The sequence below is a fragment of the Phyllobacterium sp. NPDC097923 genome (assembly GCF_044760925.1).
Taxonomy (GTDB): Bacteria; Pseudomonadota; Alphaproteobacteria; order Rhizobiales; family Rhizobiaceae; genus Phyllobacterium; species Phyllobacterium calauticae.
On record NZ_JBIWBL010000001.1, the window covers coordinates 870,065 to 889,290 of the forward strand.

Below are 19,226 nucleotides of genomic sequence, written 5' to 3' on the forward strand. Positions count from 1 at the left end.
CTTTCCTCATGGTGAGCCTGTCGAACCACGCACTCCTGTCCTGCAGCACTCACAAACCGGTTATCGATAGACACATGTCACAGAGCGTGAAAACCAACCTACTCCCCGGTCTCCTTGCCAGCTACAAGCCCCTGCAGGGCGTGGCGGACGAGATGATCGATCCTAACGGGGCTGTTCGGCCCGGCTGGGAAAAGCTGCTGCGCTCGCTCGACACGCTCGGCCCCGAAAAACTCGCCACCCGCTTTGCCCGCGCCAACCAGTATCTGCACGATGCGGGCGTGTTTTACCGGGTCTATGACGAGACCGGCACGCAGGAGCGCGAATGGCCGCTCGCCCATGTTCCGCTTCTGATCAACGAGGATGACTGGCGCGCCATCACATCAGGGCTGACCCAGCGCGCCGATCTCCTGGAGGATATCGTTGCCGATATCTATGGTGACAACCGGCTGGTGCGCGATGGCCTGCTGCCGCCGGATCTGATTGCCTCGAACCCCGAGTTCCTGCACCCCGTCGCCGGTGTCAAGCCGGCCAGCGGGCATTTCCTGCATTTCTGCGCTTTCGAGCTGGGGCGCGCACCCAATGGCCAGTGGTGGGTGCTGGGCGACCGCACGCAGGCGCCTTCGGGTGCCGGGTTTGCCCTGGAAAACCGCGTTGCCACCACCCGCGCCCTTTCGGATATTTCCGGCGCGATGAACGTTCATCGGCTTGCCGGTTTCTTCAAGGATTTCCGCGATTCCCTGCAGAGCCTGATCCACGATCCTGCAGGCCGAGCGGCCATTCTCACGCCCGGCCCGAACAACGAAACCTATTTCGAACATGCCTATATCGCCCGCTATCTCGGCATCATGCTGCTGGAAGGCGACGACCTGACCGTCAGCAAGGGCCGGGTCATGGTGCGCACCGTGTCCGGTCTGAAGCCCATCGATGTTCTGTGGCGGCGTATGGATGCCGCCTATATGGACCCGCTGGAGCTGAAGTCCGATTCGTGGATCGGCACCCCCGGCATGGTCGGCGCGCTGCGCCAGCGTTCCGTCTCGCTGGTCAATGCGCTGGGGTCTGGCATTCTCGAAACCCGGGCGCTGCTCGCCTTCCTTCCGGCGATCTCGAAAGCCCTGCACGACCGCGATCTCGCTTTGCCGAGCATCGCCACCTGGTGGTGCGGCCAGGAGAAGGAACGCCAGCACGTCATGAACCGGCTCGACCAGATGATGGTCGGCCCGGCGCTGTCGACCCGGTTGCCGTTCGAAGACGTGCAGGCCACGGTTCTGGGCTCCGCCCTCGACGATGCGGCGCGTCAGGCCCTGTTGCACAAGCTCAAAACCGACGGCCGTGGACTGGTCGGGCAGGAAGCCGTCAAACTGTCGACGACGCCGGTCTATGTGGACGGCAGGCTGGAGCCGAGGCCTTTTGTCCTGCGCGTCTTTGCGGCGCGTCATGGCGATGGCTGGAGTTTCATGCCGGGCGGGTTTGCACGCGTCGGGTTCACGCTCGATACGGCGGCGATTGCCATGCAGCGCGGCGGGCAGGCGGCGGATGTGTGGATCACCAGTTCGGCGCCCGTGCGCAAGGATACGCTGCTGCCGCGCGAGGACGATGCCTTCCGCCGCAATGTGCCGGGCACGCTGCCGAGCCGTGCGGCGGAAAACCTGATGTGGATGGGCCGCTACATCGAGCGTGCGGAAGCCACGGCGCGTATCCTGCGGGCGTGCCATGCCCGTTATGCCGAGACGGCCAATGCGGAATTGCCGCTTCTGACGGAAATGCGCGATCAGCTCAAACCCCTCGGCATTGATCTCGATGAAGCCATTCCCAAGGGCCTCCTGCGTTCCATCGATGGCGCCATGCTCAGCGCCGGACGTATCCGCGACCGGTTTTCGCCCGATGGCTGGTTGGCGCTGCGCGATCTGTCGAAGACCGTGCACCGGTTCCAGGGGGTGGTGTCGCAGGGCGATGACGGCACCCGCGCCATGACGATCATCCTGCGCAAGCTGGCCGGGTTCTCCGGTCTGGTGCATGAGAACATGTATCGTTTCACCGGCTGGCGTTTTCTTGAAATCGGCCGCAGGCTGGAGCGCGGCATCCAGATGGCGCGCATCCTGGCAAACCTGTCCCGCCATGAAGCCCCGGAAGGTGCGCTGGAAATGCTGCTGGAAATCGGCGACAGCGTCATGACGCATCGCCGGCAGTACAGCGTCTATTCCGGCCGCCTCAGCGTGCTCGATCTTCTGGCGCTTGATCCGCTCAATCCGCGCTCGATCATTTTCCAGCTCGATGCGCTCAAAACCGAGTTCAATCTTTTGCCGCAGCGCGAGGCGGGTGCGCATATGTCCGCCTTTTCCAAGGATGTGCTGCGCCTGCACACGCAGCTTGCCATCATGGAATCCAGCGAACTGACCGCTGACAAGCTGCATCAACTCGCCAATGAAATCGGCGCGCTGTCCGACACCATCTCCGATACGTATTTTGCCTGAGGGGGTGAGGAATGCTCTATAACATCCGCCTCCACCTGCATTATGACTATGAACGCTCCGCAGCGGGCGGGCGCCACCACATCCGGGTGATGCCGCAGACCCTGCCGGGAATCCAGCGCGTGGTCGCCTCAAGTCTCTCCTTTGATCCTGCCGCGGCGGAACGCTCCGATTTTACCGATTTCTTCGCCAATACGGTGACCTCCATCGTCTGCCGCAATCCGCACGAGACGCTCGATGTGACGATGACGGCCCGCATCAATGTGGCGCGGCCGCAAACCATGCTCGATGTTTCGCCTGATATCGCCGGTCTGATCCGGGAAATACGCGGCGTCTGGTCGGTGGCATCCGATGCGCCGCATCACTTTCTGACATCCAGCGCCCACGCGGCCATCGACCCTGACATATCGGCCTACGCTGCGACAAGCCTCGGCAGGACGCGCACCGTCATGGAGGCGGCGGGCGATCTGTGCAACCGCATCCATGCGGATTTCGCCTATGATTCCGACGCCACCAATGTGCGCACCACGGCGCGGGAGGCGTTCGACCTGCGGGCGGGTGTCTGCCAGGATTTCAGCCACATCATGATTGCCGGCCTGCGCGGCATCGGCATTCCGGCGGGCTATGTCAGCGGTTTCCTGCGCACCATCCCGCCACCCGGCAAGGAGCGGCTGGAAGGTGCCGACGCCATGCATGCCTGGGTGCGTGTCTGGTGCGGGCGCGAGGCGGGCTGGCAGGAGTTCGATCCCACCAATGCGATGATGGCCGGCAATGACCATATCACCGTGGGTTACGGCCGGGATTATGCCGATGTCTCGCCCATCGTCGGCGTGCTGAAAACCAGCGGTTCGCAGGAAGCAAAGCAATCGGTGGATGTGATCCCGCTGGAGTAAAGGGATAGACAGCGCTTTTGTCCTTCGCGTTGCCATTATTGGAATAGTTTTTCTTGGTTTCCAGCAAACGGGAGAATATGGTCTGCTTCAAGTGCCATTTGCGCCGGTGAATGGGATGAAATTTCGAAGTGCGATCCATGCTCCCCATTCCACCGCTGATGCTGACCACAGGTCCGGTTCCCGCCTATCCGCAAGTGCTTGCCGCGCTCGGAAAGCCTGTTCTTTATGACTATGATGCCGCCTTCCAGGCCTTCTATGCCGAGGTGATCGAAAAACTGCGGCTGGCGCTGCGGCAGGACACGGCGCCGGTCATCATGCAGGGGGAGGCCATTCTCGGCATCGAGGCCGCCGCTGCCGCGCTGATTGCCCGTGACGATGTGGTTCTGAACCTTGTCTCCGGTGTCTATGGCAAAGGGTTTGCCGGCTGGGCCGCGCGCTATGGTAGGGAAGTCATCGAGCTTGCCGTGCCCTATGACGACATCATCGACCCGCAGGCAGTTCGCGAGGCGCTGCGCCAGCGCCCGGATATCAAAATTGTCTCGCTCTGCCATCACGACACGCCGTCCGGCACGCTCAATCCGCTGCGGGACATCGGCGCTGTCGTTGCCGAGCACGGGGCCTATCTCATTGTCGACGCGGTGTCGTCCTTTGGCGGGTTGGATGCCCATCCGCTTGAGGCGCATGCCGACATTTTCATTACCTCGCCATCGAAATGCCTGGGCAGCACGCCGGGTCTCAGCCTCATCGGCGTGAGCGAGCGGGCCTGGGCCAAGATCGAGGCCAACCCGGATGCGCCGCGCGGCTCGTTCCTCAGCCTTCTCGGCTGGAAAGGCGCCTCGGAGCCCGGAAAGCCCTTTCCGGTGACGCCGTCCATTGCGGAAATCTATGCGCTGGATGCGGCGCTGGATCTCTATGCCGCGGAGGGCGCCGAAAACGTCTGGGCCCGCCATGCGCAAACGGCTGAAATCACCCGCAACGGCCTGCTTGAGCTTGGCCTGACGCTGTGGCCGAAAAAGCTGGAATTCTGCGCGCCGACGGCGACCGCTTTCAAGCTGCCCGATGGTTTCAGCGACACGGCCTTGCGCGACCGGTTGCGCGATGAGCACGGCATCCTCCTGTCGCTCGGCCGCGCCGACACATCGGGCAAGCTGCTGCGCGTCGGGCACATGGGCGCGTCCGCCAAACCCGATTTTGCCCGCGCCACCATCAGGGCTCTCAGCCAGATTCTGTCCCGCCCCCTCGGCCAAACCTATGCATAAGAGGATCGCAAGCATGTCCCGTATCCTGTTGAACCGACGCTCTTTTCTCCATCTGACCGCCAGCGCCGCCGCGCTCACCGCCATGCCGGGTCTTGGCTGGGCGCAGGGGGAAACGCCTGTCAAAGGCGGGCGTCTGATCGTTGCCGGGGACAGTGAACCGGCCAATCTCAATCCCGCCATCGTCGCCTCCAACGGCGTGTTCTTTGTCGCCAGCAAGATTGTCGAGCCGCTGGCCGAACAGTCCTATGACGGCAAGGACGGCCTGTCGCCGCGCTTGGCCACCGCCTGGGAGGGCTCAGCCGACGGCCTGACTGCAACGTTCAAACTGCGCGAAGGCGTGACATGGCATGACGGCAAGCCGTTCACCTCGGCTGACGTTGCCTTCTCCGCGCTGGAAGTGTGGAAGAAGCTGCAGAATCTTGGCCGCGTGGTCTTCAAGAACCTTGAGAGTGTCGAAACACCGGATGACCACACGGCCATCTTCAAATTCTCCCAGCCGACGCCATTCCAGCTCATCCGCAATGCGCTGCCGGTGGTCACCTCCGTCGTGCCGAAACATCTCTATGAAGGCACGGATATTGCCAAGAATCCGGCCAACCAAACATTGGTCGGCACCGGTCCGTTCAAATTCGGCGAACACAAGCCGGGCGAATATTATCTGCTGAAGCGCAATGAGGCGTACTGGCAGAAGGACCAGCCATTGCTGGATGAAATCGTCTACCAGATCCTGCCGGACCGTTCATCCGCCGGCAATGCGCTGGAGGCCGAACAGATCCAGCTGGCTGCTTTCTCCGCCGTGCCGCTTGCCGATCTCGCCCGCATCTCCAAGGTGCCGGGCCTGAAGGTTTACGCCAATGGCTATGAAGGGCTGACCTATCAGCTCATCGTCGAAATCAACCATCGCCGCAAGGAACTGGCCGATCCGAAGGTGCGTCAGGCGCTTGCCCATGCCATCGACCGGGATTTTGTCGTCAAGACGATCTTCCTCGGCTATGCAAAACCGTCCACGGGGCCGGTTCCTGCCTATGACAAGGCGTTTTATGAGCCAGATGTGGCCGCCCATGCCTTCGATCCGGCCAAGGCGGAAGCGCTGCTCGACGCGGCGGGTTACAAGCGCGGCGCCGATGGCAACCGCTTCACGCTCAAGCTCCTGCCTGCCCCATTCTTCAATGAAACCAAGCAGTTCGGCGACTATCTGCGCCAGGCGCTGGCCAAGGTGGGCATCGATGCGCAGGTTGTCAGTAATGATACACCCGCCCATCTGAAGGCGGTCTATACGGACCATGATTTCGATATCACCGTGGCAACGCCGGTCTACCGTTCCGATCCGGCGATCTCCACCACCATCCTGTTCGAAAGCGGGCTGCCCGCCGGTGTGCCGTTCTCCAACCAGTACGGCTATGCCAATGCGGATGTGGACAGGCTGATCAAGGATGCCGCTTCCACCGTGGATAGCGAAAAGCGCGCCGGCCTCTATAAGCAGTTGCAGAAGGTTGTGGCCGCGGACCTGCCGCTGATCAATGTGGCCGAGTTCTCTTTCATCACCGTTGCCCGCGATACTGTGCAGAATGTGTCCGACAATCCGCGCTGGGCTGTGTCCAACTGGGCGAATGTCTGGCTGAAGGGGTAGGGGTTAAGGGTATGGTTTTATCGTGATACCGCATCTTCCCTCCTGAAAACAAACCCGTTTGTCTTCCGGCATTATTGGCTCTAGTGTCCCCCTCCATTTGCATGACCTGTCGGAGCCCTTCTTGTCGCCTCTTGCATCCTTTTTCCTGAAACGCCTTTTGGGTGCGATTCCGGTTCTGGCCGTTGTGCTCATCGGCAGCTTTCTGCTGCTGGAGGCGGCATCCGGTGATGCGGTGGATTCCTATGTCGCGGGTTCCGGCGGCATGGATGCCGACCAGATGGCACAGCTGCGCCAGGCATGGGGCCTTGATCAGGGCCCATTCCATCGTTTCATCGCTTATGTCTCGGCGCTCGGCCATGGCGATCTCGGCTGGTCGACAGCGTTTCAACGTCCGGTGCTCTCGGTGATTGCCGAGCGCCTGCCGGTGACGCTGCTGCTGATGGGCATTGCCACCGCACTCGCCTTTTTCCTCGGTTCACTGCTCGGCGTCATCGCCGGCGCAAAGCCCGGCTCCCTGCGCGACCGTTTCCTGTCCGTCGGTTCGCTGGCGCTTTACGCTGTGCCCGGCTTCTGGCTGGGGCTGGTGCTGATCGTGGTCTTCGCCGTCGATCTGCGCTGGTTGCCGGTCGGCGGCATCGAGACCATCGCGTCCGGCAAGAGCGGATGGGCGCGCATGGCGGATATCGCCGCGCATCTGGTCCTGCCCGTCGCTTCGCTCGCCATGGTGTACCTCGCGCTGTATCTGCGCCTGATGCGCGACCGCATGAGCGAGGTCTGGCGCGATCCCTTCGTCACTGGCCTGAAGGCGCGCGGCCTCAGCCGTGGCCGTATCGTCTGGCGGCACGTGGCGCGCAATGCGGTCCTGCCGGTCATTACCATGCTCGGCCTGCAGGCGGCGGTCATGCTGGGCGGCAGCGTCGTGGTGGAAAGCGTTTTTGCCATTCCGGGATTCGGACGGCTGGCGGCGGAGGCTGTCTCGCGGCGCGACACGCCGCTGCTGCTGGGTGTCATCCTGTGCAGCGCCATAACGGTGATTATCGCCAATCTGCTGGTCGATCTGGCCTATGGCAGGCTCGATCCGCGCGTGAGGATCGGCCGATGACGATCTGGCGGCGTCTCAACCTTGAAGGCAGGGCCGGGCTGGTGCTGCTGCTTGCGCTGGTTCTCATGGCCTTGCTCGCCCCGTGGATCGTGCCGGGCGATCCACTGGCCATCGTCGGCGAACCGCTGCTGCGGCCTTTCGCATCGCAGGCGCATTGGCTGGGCACCGACCGTCTTGGCCGCGATGTGCTGTCGGAGCTTCTCTACGGCACGCGCACGACGCTGCTGGTGGCGTTCTTCTCGGCTGCGGCATCGCTCGTCATCGGCAGTCTGGTCGGCACGCTGGCCGGTTTTCTCGGTGGTATTGCGGATGCAATCCTGATGCGGATCACCGAGGCATTCCAGACGGTTCCGGGTTTTCTGCTGGCGCTGGCGACAATCAGCGTGACCGGGCCGAGCGTCCCGACCCTCATTCTGGCCATCAGCCTCGGCACGTGGACGCAAGCCGCGCGGGTGACACGCGCGGAGGTGCTTTCCCTGCGCGAGCGCGATTTCGTGGCCGCCGCCCGCACATTGGGTATGCGGCCGCTGGAGATTGCCTTCCGGGAAATATTGCCGAATGCCTTTGGTCCGGCCGCCTCGCTCGCTGCCATTTCCGTAGCCGCGGCCATCCTCATCGAAGCTGCCCTGTCGTTCCTCGGCTTCGGCGATCCGAACCGGGTGACCTGGGGCAGCATGATTGCCGAAGGGCGCACGGTGCTGCGCGCGGCGCCTTATCTTTCCATCGTGCCGGGTCTGGCGCTGGTGGTCACGGTTCTCAGCGTGCATCTGATCGGGCGCGGCCTGTCGCGCAGTGAAAGGTTCCTCGAGCCATGAGCGAACCATTGCTGCGCGTGGAAAATGTCGGCGTGACCTACGGCAAGACCGTTGCGCTGACGGATGTCTCACTCGACCTTGTCAGGGGCGGGCGGCTTGCCCTGATCGGCGAAAGCGGCTCGGGGAAATCCACTCTGGCCATGGCCGTTGCGGGGCTTCTGCCAAAACAGGCGCGCCAGACCGGCTCGATCGTCTTTCCCGGCACGTCGGGCCGCCCGCGTCTCGGCCGGGATATCGGTGTGGTGTTCCAGGACCCGGGCGGCAGCCTCGATCCGGTCATGAGGGTCGGCGACCAGATTGCCGAGGTTATCCGGGCGCATGAGGACACCAGCTGGATCGCCGCGCGGGTGCGCGCCGCCGACCTGATGGACCGGGTGCGTATCCCAAAAGCCCTGTCGCGCCTCAACAGCTATCCGCACGAATTCTCCGGCGGGCAGCGCCAGCGCATCGCCCTTGCACTCGCTTTGGCAGCCAATCCGTCGCTTGTTATCGCCGATGAGTTGACCAGCGCGCTCGACACGGTGGTGCAGCGCCATATCGTCAACCTGCTGGACGAGCTGGTGCGCGAGGATGGACTGACGCTGCTGTTCGTCACCCATGACATCGCGCTGGCGTCCGAACGCGCCGACCAGATCGCCGTTCTCTACAAGGGACAACTGGTCGAACGGGGCGCTGCAGCCGATGTTCTCGGCCAGCCCGCGCATCCCTATACCAAGGCGCTGATCGGCGCGCATTTGTCACTCGACACGCCGCGGCAAAGGCGGCTTGTTGAAATCAACCCTGACAGCCTGAACCTGCCATGAGTGGAACCGACAATTCCACTGTTCTCGAAGTAAAGGATGTTGCCAAGCGCTTTGGCGAGCGCAACGCATCGGGCTTGAAGAATATCGGATTTACCTTGCGGCGCGGTGAAACGCTGGCGCTGGTCGGGGCATCGGGTTCGGGCAAGACGACGCTCGCCCGTCTCGTCATGCGGCTGGGCAATCCGGATGCGGGATCAATCCACCTGTGCGGCCACAATATCACGGCCCTGCGGGGCGAAGCCCTGCGGCTGCTGCGCCCGCGATTCCAGATGGTGTTTCAGGATCCGCTGGCGGCATTCAATCCGCGCGCCACGGTCCGGCGCATTCTGGAAGACCCGCTGCGCCTGCACGATCTGGCGCCGAGGGACAACTATGGCCAGCTTATCGCCGCCGCGCTCGAACGGGTGGGGCTGAGCCCTGATCTGATGCAGCGCAGTCCGCTGGAACTGTCCGGCGGTCAGCGCCAGCGTATCGCCATTGCCCGGGCGATTGCCACCCGGCCCGACCTGATCGTGCTGGACGAGCCGGTATCGGCGCTGGATGTTTCCGTGCGGGCACAGATCCTCAATCTCCTGCTCGATCTGCAGGAGGAAACCGGTGTGTCCTATCTCTTCATTTCCCACGATCTTGCCGTGGTTCGGGCCGTGGCCGACCGCATGATCGTGCTGGATGAGGGGCGGATTGTCGAAAGCGGCGAGACCGAACGGGTTCTCGCCGCCCCGCAGGCCGAAGCAACGCGGGTTCTGATCGATGCCGTGCCCAGGCTGCAGGTTCCCGCCGGTTGAGAACCTGGCGATCCCCGCTCCGGGAATAAAAATCCGCTCTCATGCTTTTCAAGCAATCGATTGGTAAAATTTGTTTCAAAGGTCGTCAGTCAATACAACCTGTGGTAGAAGATTCGCGTGGTATCGCCCAATAGTTCAATTTTTAAGGATGTCCTTCGCACGAAATTAGCCCGCAAACGCTAGTGTCGCGTGAAGTGGAATTGAGGTTGATAATTGTACGCTGAATATTTCCCTGTCTTTGCCGATCTCGTCCATCGTCTTGGGTTGGTTGCCCTGATCAGCATGGCCTATGGCTCCATTATCCGCGCTTTCAATCTGCCCTGGACGCGCGGCCTGATGGTTGGGCTTCTGTTCGGCGGTGCCGCCATCATTTCCATGCTCGACCCCGTCATCGTCGATGATGGCATCATTGTCGATGCGCGTTCCATCCTGCTGGCGCTCAGCGCACCGTTCGGCGGCGTTGTGGCGGTGCTGGTGTCGACAGCTCTAACGATCCTGTCCCGCGTCCTGATCGGAGGCGTTGGTGTGCAGGCCGGTGTCGTCGGTATTGTCATCATCGGCCTGATCAGCCTGATCTTCACGCTGGTCTACCGGCCCCAGACCTATTCCTGGAAACATTTCCTCATTCTCGGCCTGACGGTTCCGCTCTACACGCTGAGCATCTTCATCCTGCCGTTCGAGCAGGCGCTGCCGATTTTCCAGCGCATTGCCTTACCGATACTGACCTTGAACGTTGCCGGGATTTTTCTCATCTCCATGTTCCTGCATCGGGAACGCCTGCGTGTCGACCGGGTGAAGACGCTGGAGGTGGACGCCCATACGGATCCGCTGACCAACCTTGCCAACCGCCGCCTGTTTGACCGGGTCGCGCGGCGCACCTTCCGCAAGGCGGCATCGACCGGTGGCGACGTCTTTTCGCTTGTCATGATCGACATCGATTCATTCAAGAGCATCAACGATCGTTGGGGCCATTCCAATGGCGATCTGGTGCTGGTCGAAATTTCCACCATCATTCGCTCGCTGGTGGGCAAATCCGATCTGGTCGCCCGCTATGGCGGGGAGGAGATAGCGATCCTGATGCCGTCCGCAGCCGCCGGCGAAGCCATGGTGATGGCCGAAGCGATCCGCCGGCGCGTCAACGAGACCTTTTTCGATCTCGGGCGCACGCGGGCCCATGTCACCGTCAGCGCCGGTGTCGCCACCTTCACGGCGCAGCATCAGTCAATGACGGAATTGATCGAGGAGGCGGACGTCGCGCTCTACCGGGCCAAGCGCCTCGGCCGAAACCGCATCGAGCTGGCGGCCATGGCTGCCTAGGGTCTGGATCCTACGCTGCTCACAGTAGGCTGTCGATGGCGCGGCAGCGTTGAAGCGCCCAATGCATGTCGTCGATCGCCCCGTCGACGGCGCTCTCATGGACCTGCTGCAGCCCGATGCGCAGCTGATAGCACGCGAGTACGGTTTTGTCCTGGACGAGATCCGGCCGGTGAACCTCAAAATAGCGGGCCTGCTGCTCCATACAGTCCAGCCACGGCCGCCAGAACAGGATATTGGCGATATCGTAGAGCGGGTCACCATACATGGCTTCCGACCAGTCGATAACACCTGTGATCCTACGGCCATCGGTCAATACATTGTTCGAACCGAAATCCGCATGCACAAGCGCCCGCACATCGGGGCAGTGCCTGGCCAGTTCGGCACAGCGTCCGGCCATATCCGCGACCTGGTCACCGCCGGTCACGCCATCCCAGTCATAGGCTGACACGGCGGACAGGAATTCCTGCCAGCTTGCATTAAGTCCGTTTCCCGACGCATCGAACGGGCCGTAGCCGCGCGCTGAGCCAATGTCTGAGACAGCAATGGCCTGGAGGACATTGGCGACCGGTGCAAGAACCGGCGGCAGATCCTGCGGTGGCAAACCCTGCAGGGTGACACCTTCTGCCATGTGCGAGATACAAAACCCGTTGCCGTCATCGAGAACGCCGTGGGCGACAACGGCAGGAATGGGCAGCGCGGGCGCGGAAAAATGCCGGCTCGCATAGGCGTCCTTGGCAAATCCATCAGCGGACCGGTTGACGCGCAGGACAAAGCGCTCGTTGCCCAGACTATAATGGAAGGCGCGCGAATCCTCGCCTTCCGTGATCGGGACGAGCCGGACGGTCTCGCCCGTCAATTGCCGGAGCTTGCCTGCGGCGGCGGCCAGTGAAATATCAGGTTTTTGCATGACGGGAAGGCGGTCAGGCGCCGCCGGATTTTCCCCGTTCATGCACGATCCGCGCCATGGCCTGCGCTTCCGGGCCTTCCCCCTGCAGGCCCTCGGCAACGCCGGTCCTGTCGGCTTCAGCCCGGTTCTGGCTGACTTTCCATTTGCCTTCGATGCGGGTGATCGGGATTTCAACGCCGATAATGCCTTTCACCTGTCCGGCAATGAATGGCTCGGGCGCATCTTCCACCGCCCATGGCTGGGCGCGGCCGCCTTCCTGCGTGCGGGTGAGGCTGCCGATCTGCCGGCGCAGCCATTCCGGATCGTCCTGTATCTGCGGTGTACCCCAGGCCTGGACAACCACATAGTTCCAGGTTGGTACAACCTTGCCGTGTTCGCGCTTGGCCGCATACCAGGACGGCGTGATATAGGTGTTGGGGCCCTGGAAAATGACCAGCGCCTCGGCACCCGCCTGCAAGGCCGCCACCTGCTCGTTGGCTCTGGCCAGATGCGCGCGAAGGGTTCCGTTCGGCCCCGCATCCGCATCGAGCTCGAAGGGAATGAGGTTCGCCATCAACCCGTGTTCGCCGCTCGTTACCAGCATGGCCAGCGGATGCTTGCGGATCAATGCGTGCATCACGTCAAGGCGATCTTCACGAAACGCGGGTGGTCTGTACATGGATTGCTCCGGTCGATCTGGAGTGGTCATGGCTTCATGCCATGCATGGAACTTGGACTGGAATAATAGTGGATCGGTACGGCGGCGCAAGGCGCATGCATGACCGGGCCCGCCAGTACGGATGAATCTGGATTTTCCCGCTTGCTATTTCACGATGCGTCGTAAGATGATGAAGCGAGAAACAAGGAATATCCCGAGGGCTGATGATGGACGAAGAACCCGAACTGGTTGTATCGCGTTTGTCGAAGGAGTTCACGCGCGATGGAATCACCGTCAGCGTTGAGATTTACCGCCTTGCCGAGCAGAACGAATGGACGCTCGAAGTGGTGACCGAAGACAAGGATTCGATTGTCTGGGACGATCCGTTCGAAACGGACCAGGCTGCATTTGACGAATTTCTGCGTGCGGTCGAGGACGAGGGGCTGGCCGGCCTGATCGATCCCGACGGCGGCGATACGCTGCACTGACAGGCGCGTGGCATGTCCGCAGATCGGACATCGAATGGGAAAGCTGTTGAAAACACTGGTCGGAGTGAGAGGATTCGAACCTCCGACCCCGTCGTCCCGAACGACGTGCGCTACCAGGCTGCGCTACACTCCGTGACCAGCGATGCGGGGTATATACCGCCGAGTTTTTATGCCTGCAAGTCGTTTCATAAGCACTTCTTCAATTATACCCGTGCAAACATAAACCTTGTTCCGGAAATGGTTGAACCGGCCTTGTGATCGCTGCTGAAAGTCTTGTATCGGTAAAATACGGATGATGCGATGTATCGCAAAGTCTGCCGGAAGAGAGCGAATTGTATATCGGACGAGATATCGACTGAAACAATGGGGTTGCATGCAATGACATCGGGAATGAAGCGGATTATCAGCTTTGTGATGAGTGGCGGTGTTGGTTCGAGGCTCTGGCCTTTGTCGCGCGAAGACTTTCCCAAGCAGTTTCATAATCTTTCCGGTCAAGGTTCTATGCTGCTGCGCACCGTCAAACGCATGGGCGCACGCGGCGGCGAAATGCCTGTTCCGGTCTATCTGCTTGCCTCCGAACGGCATGCCGACCGCATCAGCCAGGATCTTTCCGGCGTCGATCTGGCGGGCGGGCGGGCGATTCTCGAGCCCATGGGCCGCAATACCGCGGCCGCCGTCGTGCTGGCAACCGAGATCACGCTGCGCGAACATGGCGATGATCTGGTGCTGGTCGTGCCCTCCGATCATGAAATCACCACGGACCGGGATTTCTGGAACACGGTGGAAGCGGGCACCGATGCGGCCATGGCCGGCCGGATCGTTGTGTTCGGCATCCAGCCGGACCGGCCGGAGACGGGCTACGGCTATATCGAGGTCGGACCGCAGAACGAAAACACGCGCGACGTTATCCGTTTCGTGGAAAAGCCGAACGAGGAAACCGCGATCCAGTATCTCGAATCGAAGAACTTCCTCTGGAATTCCGGTATCTTTCTGTTCCGCGCCAGCACCATGCGCGATGCCTTCCGTGCCCATGCGCCGCAGATCTGGGATGGTGCCGTCACGGCGCTCGACGAGGCGACAAGCAATGTCTCCGGCACCTACCTGCCGCATGATCTCTACGCCGAGGTGCCGTCGATTTCCGTCGACTATGCCATCATGGAACATGCGCAGGACATTGCGCTGGTCCCGGCGCGCTTCCGCTGGAACGATCTCGGATCGTGGCAATCCCTGCTCGAAGTCAGCTCGAGCGACGGCAGCGGCAATGTGATTGTCGGCGATGTCGTGGCCATCGATTGCGAGAACAGCTATCTGCGCAGCAATGGCCGCCTTTTGTCGGCCATCGGCCTGCGCGATCTTGCCGTCGTGTCGACCTCGGACGCGACATTCGTGGCGCCCGTTACCGAAAGCCAGAATGTCCGCAAGATCGTCGAACAGCTGGAGAAAACGGGACGGCTTGAAACCAAGTTCACCCCGGCGCAGGACCGGCTGCCGCAGGTCGGCGCCTATGAAAAGCGTGTGCGCCACTGGCTGTTCGAGGAAACGTTGCCGCTCTGGTCGACGGTCGGCGTCGACCGGCGCTATGGCGGTTTCCATGAGGCGCTGACCTTCGACGCCACGCCCATCGTCAAGACCAAGCGGATGCGCACCACGGCGCGGCAGATCTATGCCTTCGCGGTGGCGCACGAAATGGGCTGGGATGGCCCGGCCCATGATCTGATCGACCACGGCATCCGCTTCATCACGGCCAATGGCCGCACGAAACGCGGCGGCTGGGTCAAGACCTTTAACCCAGATGGTACGGTCCTCGACGGGGCGGAAGATGCCTATGACCAGTCCTTCGTGCTTCTGGCGCTGGCGCATGCCCATCGGGCGGGCCATCCGCAGGCGCTGGGTCTTGCCACGGAAACCTTTGCCTTCATCGATGAGTATCTCGCCGATTCCAAGCTGCGCGGTTTTCTGGAAATGCCGGGGGATACCGGTCTACGCCGGTCCAACCCGCATATGCACCTGCTGGAATCATTCCTTGCCTGGTACGATGTGACGGGCAACCGTGATTACCTGCAGCGCGCCGCGCGCATCGTCGATCTGTTCCGGCATCACCTCTTCGATGCGGAGACATGGACGCTCGGCGAATATTTTACCGATGACTGGGAGCGGGCAGCGGGCGAAAAAGGCGAATGGACGGAACCGGGGCACCATTTCGAATGGGCCTATCTTCTGTCCAATTTTGCCAAGGCGTCGGGCCAGAAGGATATCATCCGCCACGCACGCAAGCTCTACGCCTCGGCCATTGCCAACGGGCTGAACCGGACCACGGAACTCGCCTATGGCGCTGTATCCCGGCACGGCCTGCCGCTCGACACCAATTCACGCAGCTGGCCGCAGACCGAGGCGGTGAAGGCCGCGATTGCACTGGATGGCAATGGCGGACCGGACCTCAAGCCGGAAGTCGAAGCACGCGTGGGCCGTCTGTTCCGCTGGCATATCGAACAGGCGCCCAAGGGCCTGTGGATCGACCTGATCGATGAAAAGGGCAGGGCAAGGGCCGAAGACGTGCCGGCCTCGATCTTCTATCATCTCGTCTGTGCCCTGACGCAGTATGTGGATTACATCGGCAAGGCTTAATCCGGGGCTTGCACGGGCCATGCACGCATGGCCGTTTCAGCAATGCCTGTCAATTCTTCGACACTGGCACCGTCGCGCGCCTGCACCGACATGCCTTGAATGATGGTGCCATAAAAACGGGCAAGCTGGCGCACATCGGTGGTCTCCGGCAGTTCGCCCGTGCCGATGCCCTTGCGGATATAGTTCTCGATCATGTCCAGACTGCCGCTGCGCATGGCGGCCAGACTATCGGCGACCCCTTTCACTTCCGATGCGCAGGAGAGAACCGCCGTCGAGATCATGCAGCCGCCCGGGCCTGCGGTGAACGTTTCCGCCGCGCCGCGCAACAGACGTCGGATCCCGTCATAAACCGTCTTTTCCTCCGTAAGCGCCGAGGGGAAATAGGCTCCGAAACTGCTGCGGTAGAGGTCGAGGACCTCCGCGTAGAGCGCTTCCTTCGAACCGAAGGCCGTGTAGAGGCTGGGCGGGGTAATGCCCATCGCCGCCGTCAGGTCGTTGATCGACGTGCCCTCGTAGCCGTGCTCCCAGAAAAGTTGCAGTGCTTTCTCCCGCGCCGCCTCCCGGTCAAAGCTGCGCGGACGGCCGCGCTTGCGGGCGGGTTCTTCAACGGTGCTGACAGATGGCTCATTTATTTTCATAGTGACCACTAATAAATTGTTGACGCGAGGCAGGCTTGTGCTAATCCTATTATATAGCGACCACTATTAAAAAAGGAACAGGCCGATGAACATACCAGTTGCTACCGCCCTGACAACACTTGCCTTGACCGCTCCGGCACTGGCTGCACACACCAGTTTCAAGGACCGGCTCGACGCCGTGATTGATCACGCCATCGCCGATCAGACCATCGTGGGCACCGTCATCCTGGTCGCCGAGAATGGCGAGATCGTCTATCGGCGCGCTGCCGGATTTGCCGATCGCGAGGCCGGGATTCCGATCAGGGAGAACGCCATCTTCCGCTTTGCGTCGATGACCAAGCCGATTGTTGCGGTTACAGCCCTGCGGCTGGTGGAAGAGGGAAAGCTGAACCTCGATGATCCCGTCACGCGATACCTGCCGGATTTCCGGCCAAAACTGGCCGACGGCCGCGAATCTGTCATCACCATCCGGCAACTGATGGACCATACGTCAGGCCTGAACTACGGTTTCCTGCAACCCGCCGATGGCCCCTATCACAAGGCCAACATATCCGACGGTCTTGACCAGCCGGGGCTCTCCATCGAAGAAAATCTGCGGCGCATCGCAATGGTCCCGCTGTCGTTTGAACCCGGTACCGCCTGGGGGTACTCGGTCGGCATCGACGTGCTGGGCGCAGTGCTTGCCAAGGCCACGGGGAAAACGCTGCCCGAACTGGTGACGGAAAATGTCACAGGCAGGCTGGATCTCAAGGATACGGCATTCAGCGTGAATGACCGGGCAAGACTGGCGGTAGCCTATGGCGATGCCAAGCCGCCGGTGCGGATGGAGGGACCGCACGTCGTGCCGTTCTTCGATGGCGGCGTCAGCTTTGCCCCGGATCGCATCTTCGATCCTGCTTCCTACGCGTCCGGTGGTGCTGGCATGGCCGGAACAGCCGACGATTACATCCGCTTCCTCGAAACCCTGCGCAAGGGTGGTTCGCCTCTGCTGAAGGCAGGCAGTGTCGAGCTGCTGGCTGACAACCAGATTGGCGATATCGTCGTGACGGCCACGCCGCCGGGTTGGGGGTTCAGTCTCGGATTTTCGGTCTTGAAAGATCCTGCGGCGGCGGGCTCGCCGCAATCGGCAGGCACGTGGCAATGGGGCGGTGTCTATGGCCAGTCGTGGTTTGTCGACCCTAAGCGCAAGCTCACCGTCGTCGCGCTGACCAATACCGCCCATGCCGGCATGATGGGGGCATTTCCCGATGGTGTGCGCGACGCCATCTACGGCAAATGATGGAGATGGCGGGACAGATCGATGTTCCGCCTCCACGCCTCAATAGGGGCTCTCGACCTTGCCCGTTTCCACATAGACCGACTTGATCTGGCTGTAGTGGTAAAGCGCAGCCAGACCGTTTTCACGGCCGACGCCGGACTGCTTGAAGCCGCCGAACGGCATTTCAACCGGTGCGAGGTTGTAGGTGTTGATCCAGCACGTACCGGCCTTGAGCTGGCTGATCACCCGGTGCGCGCGGGACAGATCCTTGGTGAAGACACCCGCTGACAGGCCGAACTCCGTATCATTGGCGCGGGCGACAACCTCGTCCTCGTCGTTGAAATCGAGAACAGCCATGACGGGGCCGAAAATTTCCTCCTGCGCGATGGTCATGCCATCGGTGACACCGGTAAAGATCGTCGGTTCGACATAGCAGCCGCCTTCAAAGCCCTGCATGTTCGGCACGCCACCGCCAAAGGCGAGCGTCGCCCCCTCAGCCTTGCCCTTTTCGATATAGGCAACAACCTTGTCGCGCTGCGCCGCGTTGATCAGCGGTCCCAGATGGATTTCGGGATCGAGCGGATCGCCGAGGCGGATTGCCTTGGTGCGCGTCACCAGCCGGTCGAGGAACCTGTCCTTGATGCCCTTCTGGACAAAGACGCGGGTGCCGTTCGAGCAGACCTGCCCGGTGGAATAGAAATTGCCAAGCAGCGCGCCGCCAACGGCGTTCTCCACATCCGCATCGTCGAAAATGATCAGCGGCGACTTGCCGCCGAGCTCCATCGTGGCGTGTTTCATGTGCGAACCGGCCTGTGCCAGCACCTTCTTGCCGGTGGGGACGGAGCCGGTCAGCGACACCTTGGCCACGAGCGGATGATCGACGAGCTGCGAGCCGACATCACCAAACCCCTGCACCACATTGAACAGGCCATCGGGCAGACCGGCTTCCCTATAGATCTCTGCCAGAGCGAGGGCAGACAGCGGGGTGTTTTCCGACGGCTTGAAGATCATGGCATTGCCCGCAGCGAGCGCTGGGGCTGACTTCCAGCCGGCACCCTGGATCGGATAGTTCCATGCGCCGATGCCGACGCAGACACCCAGCGCCTCGCGGCGCGTATAGGCATAGGAGCCGCCAAGTTCGATCATCTCGCCATTGAATCCGGCGATGATGCCGCCGTAGAATTCCAGCGCGTCGGCGGCCGAAGCCGGATCGGCAACCAGCGTTTCCTGAATGGCCTTGCCGGTATCGAGCGTTTCCAGCTCGGCGATCTCGGCATTGCGGGCGCGCAGAAGGTCCGCCGCACGGCGCAGGATACGGCCGCGTTCCACCGGCTTGAGCGCCGCCCAGGCGGGCTGCGCAGCCGCCGCAGCCTGCACGGCCTGTTCGATCAGGGCCGGTGTTGCGCCAAACAGTTTTGCGATGATTTCGCCGGTCGCCGGATAGATCACATCGAGCGGCTTGCCGGCCTTGTCCTCGACGAAGCGGCCATTGATGAAATGCGATGCCTTCGGCTGCGCGCGCATGGTGTTCTCCTGAAGTTTGTTCATTCTTATATTACTCACCCCCCTCTGTCCTGTCGGACATCTCCCCCACAAGGGGG

At 61.8% G+C, this 19,226-nt stretch carries 16 protein-coding genes and 1 tRNA gene; 12 read left to right on the plus strand and 5 right to left on the minus strand.

Annotated elements, in window-relative coordinates:
- Window positions 1-74: 74 nt before the first annotated feature.
- The 9 genes from ACIQWS_RS04340 to ACIQWS_RS04380 all read left to right on the plus strand — a co-directional run bounded on the left by ACIQWS_RS04340 (window position 75) and on the right by ACIQWS_RS04380 (window position 11,072).
- Window positions 75-2,471: a circularly permuted type 2 ATP-grasp protein gene (locus ACIQWS_RS04340; RefSeq protein ID WP_403170552.1), complete on the plus strand. Its 2,397-nt coding sequence runs from the start codon at window positions 75-77 to the stop codon at window positions 2,469-2,471.
- A gap of 11 nt (window positions 2,472-2,482) precedes the next feature.
- Window positions 2,483-3,361: a transglutaminase N-terminal domain-containing protein gene (locus tag ACIQWS_RS04345; RefSeq protein ID WP_403170555.1), complete on the plus strand. Its 879-nt coding sequence runs from the start codon at window positions 2,483-2,485 to the stop codon at window positions 3,359-3,361.
- Between the two features lie 137 nt (window positions 3,362-3,498).
- A complete protein-coding gene (ppaT, locus tag ACIQWS_RS04350) occupies window positions 3,499-4,620 on the plus strand; it encodes a pyridoxamine--pyruvate transaminase (RefSeq protein ID WP_403170557.1) in 1,122 nt (373 codons plus the stop codon).
- Window positions 4,621-4,633: 13 nt separating this feature from the next.
- Window positions 4,634-6,250 (plus strand): ABC transporter substrate-binding protein, encoded by a 1,617-nt coding sequence (locus ACIQWS_RS04355; RefSeq protein ID WP_403170560.1) that lies wholly within the window; start codon window positions 4,634-4,636, stop codon window positions 6,248-6,250.
- Window positions 6,251-6,371: 121 nt separating this feature from the next.
- Complete coding sequence (locus ACIQWS_RS04360) at window positions 6,372-7,352, plus strand: ABC transporter permease (RefSeq protein ID WP_403170563.1); 981 nt, start codon at window positions 6,372-6,374, stop codon at window positions 7,350-7,352.
- Window positions 7,349-8,167, plus strand: a complete 819-nt coding sequence (locus ACIQWS_RS04365) for an ABC transporter permease (RefSeq protein WP_403170566.1) — start codon at window positions 7,349-7,351, stop codon at window positions 8,165-8,167. Before ACIQWS_RS04360 ends, ACIQWS_RS04365 begins: the two co-directional genes overlap by 4 nt.
- Complete coding sequence (locus ACIQWS_RS04370; RefSeq protein WP_403170570.1) at window positions 8,164-8,970, plus strand: ABC transporter ATP-binding protein; 807 nt, start codon at window positions 8,164-8,166, stop codon at window positions 8,968-8,970. The genes ACIQWS_RS04365 and ACIQWS_RS04370 overlap by 4 nt, the downstream gene beginning before the upstream one ends.
- Window positions 8,967-9,755 carry an ABC transporter ATP-binding protein gene (locus ACIQWS_RS04375; protein ID WP_403170575.1) on the plus strand — a complete coding sequence of 263 codons (789 nt, stop codon included), beginning with the start codon at window positions 8,967-8,969 and terminating at the stop codon, window positions 9,753-9,755. Before ACIQWS_RS04370 ends, ACIQWS_RS04375 begins: the two co-directional genes overlap by 4 nt.
- Before the next feature lie 213 nt (window positions 9,756-9,968).
- Entirely contained in the window at window positions 9,969-11,072 is a 1,104-nt protein-coding gene (locus tag ACIQWS_RS04380) for a diguanylate cyclase (RefSeq protein ID WP_403170581.1), read from the plus strand.
- A gap of 19 nt (window positions 11,073-11,091) precedes the next feature.
- Here the strand turns inward: ACIQWS_RS04380 and ACIQWS_RS04385 are convergent, their stop codons facing one another.
- Together ACIQWS_RS04385 and ACIQWS_RS04390 are read right to left on the minus strand one after the other, a co-directional pair.
- Entirely contained in the window at window positions 11,092-12,021 is a 930-nt protein-coding gene (locus ACIQWS_RS04385) for an aminoglycoside phosphotransferase family protein (RefSeq protein ID WP_403170630.1), read from the minus strand.
- Window positions 11,993-12,637 carry an FMN-binding negative transcriptional regulator gene (locus ACIQWS_RS04390; protein ID WP_403170635.1) on the minus strand — a complete coding sequence of 215 codons (645 nt, stop codon included), beginning with the start codon at window positions 12,635-12,637 and terminating at the stop codon, window positions 11,993-11,995. The genes ACIQWS_RS04385 and ACIQWS_RS04390 overlap by 29 nt, the downstream gene beginning before the upstream one ends.
- A gap of 206 nt (window positions 12,638-12,843) precedes the next feature.
- On the opposite strand from ACIQWS_RS04390, the gene ACIQWS_RS04395 reads away from it, so the two are divergent.
- Window positions 12,844-13,104 (plus strand): hypothetical protein, encoded by a 261-nt coding sequence (locus ACIQWS_RS04395; protein ID WP_403170640.1) that lies wholly within the window; start codon window positions 12,844-12,846, stop codon window positions 13,102-13,104.
- A gap of 56 nt (window positions 13,105-13,160) precedes the next feature.
- On the opposite strand, the gene ACIQWS_RS04400 is transcribed toward ACIQWS_RS04395, so the two are convergent.
- A tRNA-Pro gene (locus ACIQWS_RS04400) sits at window positions 13,161-13,237 on the minus strand.
- 257 nt (window positions 13,238-13,494) lie between these two features.
- Here ACIQWS_RS04400 and ACIQWS_RS04405 point away from each other — a divergent pair.
- A complete protein-coding gene (locus ACIQWS_RS04405) occupies window positions 13,495-15,729 on the plus strand; it encodes an AGE family epimerase/isomerase (protein ID WP_403170643.1) in 2,235 nt (744 codons plus the stop codon).
- Here the strand turns inward: ACIQWS_RS04405 and ACIQWS_RS04410 are convergent.
- The gene (locus tag ACIQWS_RS04410) at window positions 15,726-16,367 is read right to left on the minus strand and encodes a TetR/AcrR family transcriptional regulator (protein WP_346305662.1); all 642 of its coding nucleotides are present in this window, start codon (window positions 16,365-16,367) and stop codon (window positions 15,726-15,728) included. The two genes, ACIQWS_RS04405 and ACIQWS_RS04410, sit on opposite strands and share 4 nt — an antisense overlap.
- A gap of 85 nt (window positions 16,368-16,452) precedes the next feature.
- Here ACIQWS_RS04410 and ACIQWS_RS04415 point away from each other — a divergent pair, with 85 nt between their 5' ends.
- A complete protein-coding gene (locus ACIQWS_RS04415) occupies window positions 16,453-17,646 on the plus strand; it encodes a serine hydrolase domain-containing protein (protein ID WP_403170647.1) in 1,194 nt (397 codons plus the stop codon).
- Window positions 17,647-17,685: 39 nt separating this feature from the next.
- On the opposite strand, the gene betB is transcribed toward ACIQWS_RS04415, so the two are convergent.
- On the minus strand, window positions 17,686-19,149 hold the full coding sequence (betB, locus tag ACIQWS_RS04420) for a betaine-aldehyde dehydrogenase (RefSeq protein WP_403177479.1): 1,464 nt from the start codon (window positions 19,147-19,149) through the stop codon (window positions 17,686-17,688).
- Between the last annotated feature and the right edge of the window lie 77 nt (window positions 19,150-19,226).